Annotated in this window: 3 protein-coding genes, 1 other RNA gene and 2 pseudogenes; 1 reads left to right on the forward strand and 5 read right to left on the reverse strand. The window is 68.9% G+C overall.

Translation table 11 applies throughout. The features are described 5' to 3' along the window. From RT309_RS14285 to RT309_RS14295, 3 genes and pseudogenes are all read right to left on the reverse strand, one after another. Window positions 1-371 (reverse strand): annotated as a pseudogene (locus RT309_RS14285) (bifunctional glutamine-synthetase adenylyltransferase/deadenyltransferase); the annotation flags it as partial. Between the two features lie 7 nt (window positions 372-378). Next, window positions 379-1,722 carry a glutamine synthetase family protein gene (locus RT309_RS14290; protein ID WP_313358111.1) on the reverse strand — a complete coding sequence of 448 codons (1,344 nt, stop codon included), beginning with the start codon at window positions 1,720-1,722 and terminating at the stop codon, window positions 379-381. Continuing rightward, window positions 1,719-1,934: an SPOR domain-containing protein gene (locus tag RT309_RS14295; protein ID WP_313358113.1), complete on the reverse strand. Its 216-nt coding sequence runs from the start codon at window positions 1,932-1,934 to the stop codon at window positions 1,719-1,721. The genes RT309_RS14290 and RT309_RS14295 overlap by 4 nt, the downstream gene beginning before the upstream one ends. 68 nt (window positions 1,935-2,002) lie before the next feature. Between RT309_RS14295 and ppgK the strand changes: the two genes are divergently transcribed. Next, window positions 2,003-2,746, forward strand: a complete 744-nt coding sequence (ppgK, locus tag RT309_RS14300; RefSeq protein WP_313358114.1) for a polyphosphate--glucose phosphotransferase — start codon at window positions 2,003-2,005, stop codon at window positions 2,744-2,746. 55 nt (window positions 2,747-2,801) lie between these two features. On the opposite strand, the gene rnpB is transcribed toward ppgK, so the two are convergent. Beyond that, window positions 2,802-3,174, reverse strand: an RNA gene (rnpB, locus tag RT309_RS14305) — RNase P RNA component class A. A 14-nt stretch (window positions 3,175-3,188) separates the two neighbouring features. After that, a pseudogene (locus RT309_RS14310) lies at window positions 3,189-3,577 on the reverse strand (DNA polymerase); the annotation flags it as partial.

Here is a 3,577-nt window from a genome sequence, read left to right on the forward strand (position 1 = left end):
AGCATCCGCTCGGTCAGCTCCGCGGCATCCGGCAGCTCCGTCCGCAGCAGCACGTCGGCGCGCAGGTGGGACGGATGCCGCTCGAAGAACGAGCCGAGCGCGCGGGACACACCGAACAGCCGCCACGCCGCTTCCCGCGCTGCGGGATCGGAGAGCACGGCCGTGACCTGGCCGGCGTCGCGGCGTGCGACGCCGACGAGGCCCCGTACGGCGGCATCCGGGTCGGCGGCGACCATCCCGTCGGCGAGCTGCACGCGCTCGAGCCCGGTGAGCTCCGACAGCTCGGTGAGATCAGCGGACGCCGAGGTCAGCTCGACGAAGCCGAGCCGTGCCAGGGCGGACAGCGAAATGGACGCATCAGGACGCGCCATCGCCGCCTCAGAGCAGCCCGAGGTTGTTCTTGAGCTCGAACGGCGTCACCTGGCCGCGGTAGGCCTCCCACTCCTTCTGCTTGTTCAGCAGCACGTAGTTGAAGACCTGCTCGCCGAGCGTCTCGGCGACCAGCTCGGAGTCGCGCATGTACTCGAGCGCGTGGTCGAGGCTGGCCGGCAGCGGCGCGTACCCGAGGGCGCGGCGCTCGGAGTCGCTGAGCGACCACACGTTGTCCTCGGCCTCGGGCGGCAGCTCGTACTCCTCCTCGATGCCCTTGAGGCCGGCTGCCAGCATCAGCGCGTAGGCGAGATACGGGTTCGCCGCCGAATCGAGCGCGCGGTACTCGATGCGCGTCGACTGGCCCTTGTTCGGCTTGTACATCGGCACGCGGATCAGCGCGGAGCGGTTCGCATGACCCCAGGTGACGAAGCTCGGCGCCTCGTCGCCGCCCCAGAGCCGCTTGTACGAATTCACGAACTGGTTGGTGACCGCGGCGATCTCGTTCGCATGACGCAGCAGGCCCGCGATGAACCGGCGGCCGGTGAGCGAGAGCTGGTACTCGGCGCCGGCCTCGTAGAACGCGTTGACGTCGCCCTCGAACAGCGACATGTGCGTGTGCATGCCGCTGCCGGGGTGGTCGTTCAGCGGCTTCGGCATGAACGTCGCGTACACGCCCTGCTCGATCGCGACCTCTTTGACCACCGTGCGGAAGGTCATGATGTTGTCGGCTGTCGTGAGTGCGTCGGCGTAGCGCAGATCGATCTCGTTCTGCCCCGGCCCGCCCTCGTGGTGGCTGTACTCCACCGAGATGCCCAGGTCCTCCAGCATCCGCACGGCGCTGCGGCGGAAGTCGTGCGCCGTGCCGCCTGGCACGTTGTCGAAGTAGCCCGCGTTGTCGGCGGGAACAGGGCCCTCCGGGCCGAGCTGCGAGGATTTCAGCAGGTAGAACTCGATCTCGGGGTGCGTGTAGAACGTGAATCCGGCATCTGCGGCCTTCGCGAGCGCCCGCCGCAGCACGTTGCGCGGGTCGGAGACGGCGGGGCGGCCGTCGGGGGTGGTGAGGTCGCAGAACATGCGGGCGGTCGGGTCGATCTCCCCGCGCCAGGGCAGGATCTGGAATGTCGTCGGGTCGGGCTGCGCGAGCAGGTCGGACTCGTAGGTACGGGTCAGCCCCTCGATCGCCGAGCCGTCGAAGCCGATCCCCTCGGCGAACGCGCCCTCGACCTCAGCGGGGGCGATGGCCACCGACTTGAGCGTGCCGATGACGTCGGTGAACCAGAGCCGGACGAATTTGACGCCGCGCTCTTCGATGGTGCGCAGCACGAAGTCGCGCTGCTTGTCGACCCTCACTGGCCGGACTCGAGAGAGCTGGAGCCCCACGCATCGTCGGCCGCGTCTTCCTCGGCCCACGCGCGAGAACGCTCACGCAGGGTCTGGGGGGCACGAGCCGCGTCCTCGCGGGTGTCGAACGGACCGACCCGGTCGACCGATGCGGACTGCATGCCGAACTCGACCTCCCCGGTGCTGAGGTTGTACCAGTACTTCTCGTCGCCGTCGGACATGTCAGCTCCTTCGTCGGGATCTCGTCACGATCCTAATCGCTGGGTCGTGCATCGCTAGGCTATTCGCCATGGCACAGGCAATCGGCGTCGACATCGGCGGAACGGGCATCAAGGCGGGCATCGTCAACCTCGACACGGGCACTCTGGATTCGGATCGCGTGCGCGTGCCGACGCCCGAGGGCGCGCACCCCGCCGACGTGGTCGAGACCGTGCGCGAGGTGCTCGACACCCTGGGCGTCGCGGAGTCGACGCTGCCGTTGGGTGTGGCGTTCCCCGCGATCGTGAAGTACGGTAAGACCCTTTCAGCGGCCAACATCTCGAAGGAATGGGTCGACTTCGAGGCCGAGAAGTTCTTCGAGAGCGGACTGGGCCGCAGCATCACGTTCGTGAACGACGCCGACGCGGCCGGCGTGGCGGAGGCGCGTCACGGTGCTGCCCGCGACGCACGCGGCCTCACCATCATGACGACGCTCGGCACCGGCATCGGCTCGGCGTTCCTGTACAACGGCGTGCTCGTGCCGAACACCGAACTCGGCCATCTCAAGCGCGACGGCGAGTCGATCGAGCGATGGACCGCGTACTCGGCGATGGAGCGCGAGAACCTGTCGTGGGAGGACTGGTCGGCGCGTCTGCAGGAGTTCTACTCGCACGTCGAGTTCCTCTTCAGCCCCGACCTGTTCGTGGTCGGCGGCGGGGTGTCGAAGCACCCCGAGAAGTTCCTGCCGCTGCTCGATCTGCGGACCCCGATCGTGTCCGCCGTGCACCGCAACGCCTCCGGCATCATCGGTGCGGCGGCGCTGTCCGTCGACTGACATCGCGACAGCACGAAGGCCCGGTCGTCGACCGGGCCTTCTGTGTGCTTCGGGGCGAGTGGGCCGGCCTGTACGCCGGGTTCTGTTCAGGAGTTCTTCGCTCCCTTGACGGCCATCTCTCTCGACGACACGTTGCCGTGTCGTTCCAGCAACCTACCCGAGGACTCGGCGAGCCGCGTCAACGTCCTCTGTCTGGTCTTGCTCCGGGCGAGGTTTACCTGGCAGAGCGCGTCACCGCGCTCCCCGGTGGTCTCTTACACCACCCTTTCACCCTTACCCCTCCGACCCTTCCGGGTCGGACGGGCGGTCTTCTCTCTGTGGCACTGTCTCGCGGATCGCTCCGGGTGGGTGTTACCCACCGCCCTGCCCTGTGGAGCCCGGACGTTCCTCGGTGCGCTCACGCGCCACGCGGCCGTCCGGCCGACCCACTCGCCCCTCGATTCTACGCGCCCTTCGCGGCGTCCTCCGCGACGTGCACGTCGAGCGGGACGTCGATGGCGAAGCCGGGGAACAGCCGTGCGGTAGCCGCGTCCGCGGCATCCCGGAGGATCCCCGCGACGGCTTCGGCCTGCTCGGCGGGGGCGTGCACGACGACCTCGTCGTGCAGGAACAGCGCGAGATGCGCGCGATCGCGGAAGATCGGTCCGGATGCCGCCGCAGGCACGGATGCCGGTGGCAGCCCCATGAGACGGTGGCGGATCTCGGCGAGCCACAGCAGCGCCCATTCGGCTGCCGTGCCCTGCACGATGAAGTTGCGTGTGAAGCGTCCGCGATCGCGCGCCCGGCTGCGCGCCCGGCTCTCCTCGGCCCCCGCGGCGTCGGGCCCGCTGG

The sequence above is a fragment of the Microbacterium sp. genome (genome assembly GCF_032084865.1).
Lineage (GTDB): Bacteria > Actinomycetota > Actinomycetes > Actinomycetales > Microbacteriaceae > Microbacterium.

What these genes read in the sequence shown, in the direction of transcription:
- ppgK (WP_313358114.1), top strand. Translation starts at nt 2,003, where the DNA reads ATGGCACAGGCAATCGGCGTCGACATCGGCGGAACGGGCATCAAGGCG.
- RT309_RS14295 (WP_313358113.1), bottom strand. Translation starts at nt 1,934, where the DNA reads ATGTCCGACGGCGACGAGAAGTACTGGTACAACCTCAGCACCGGGGAG.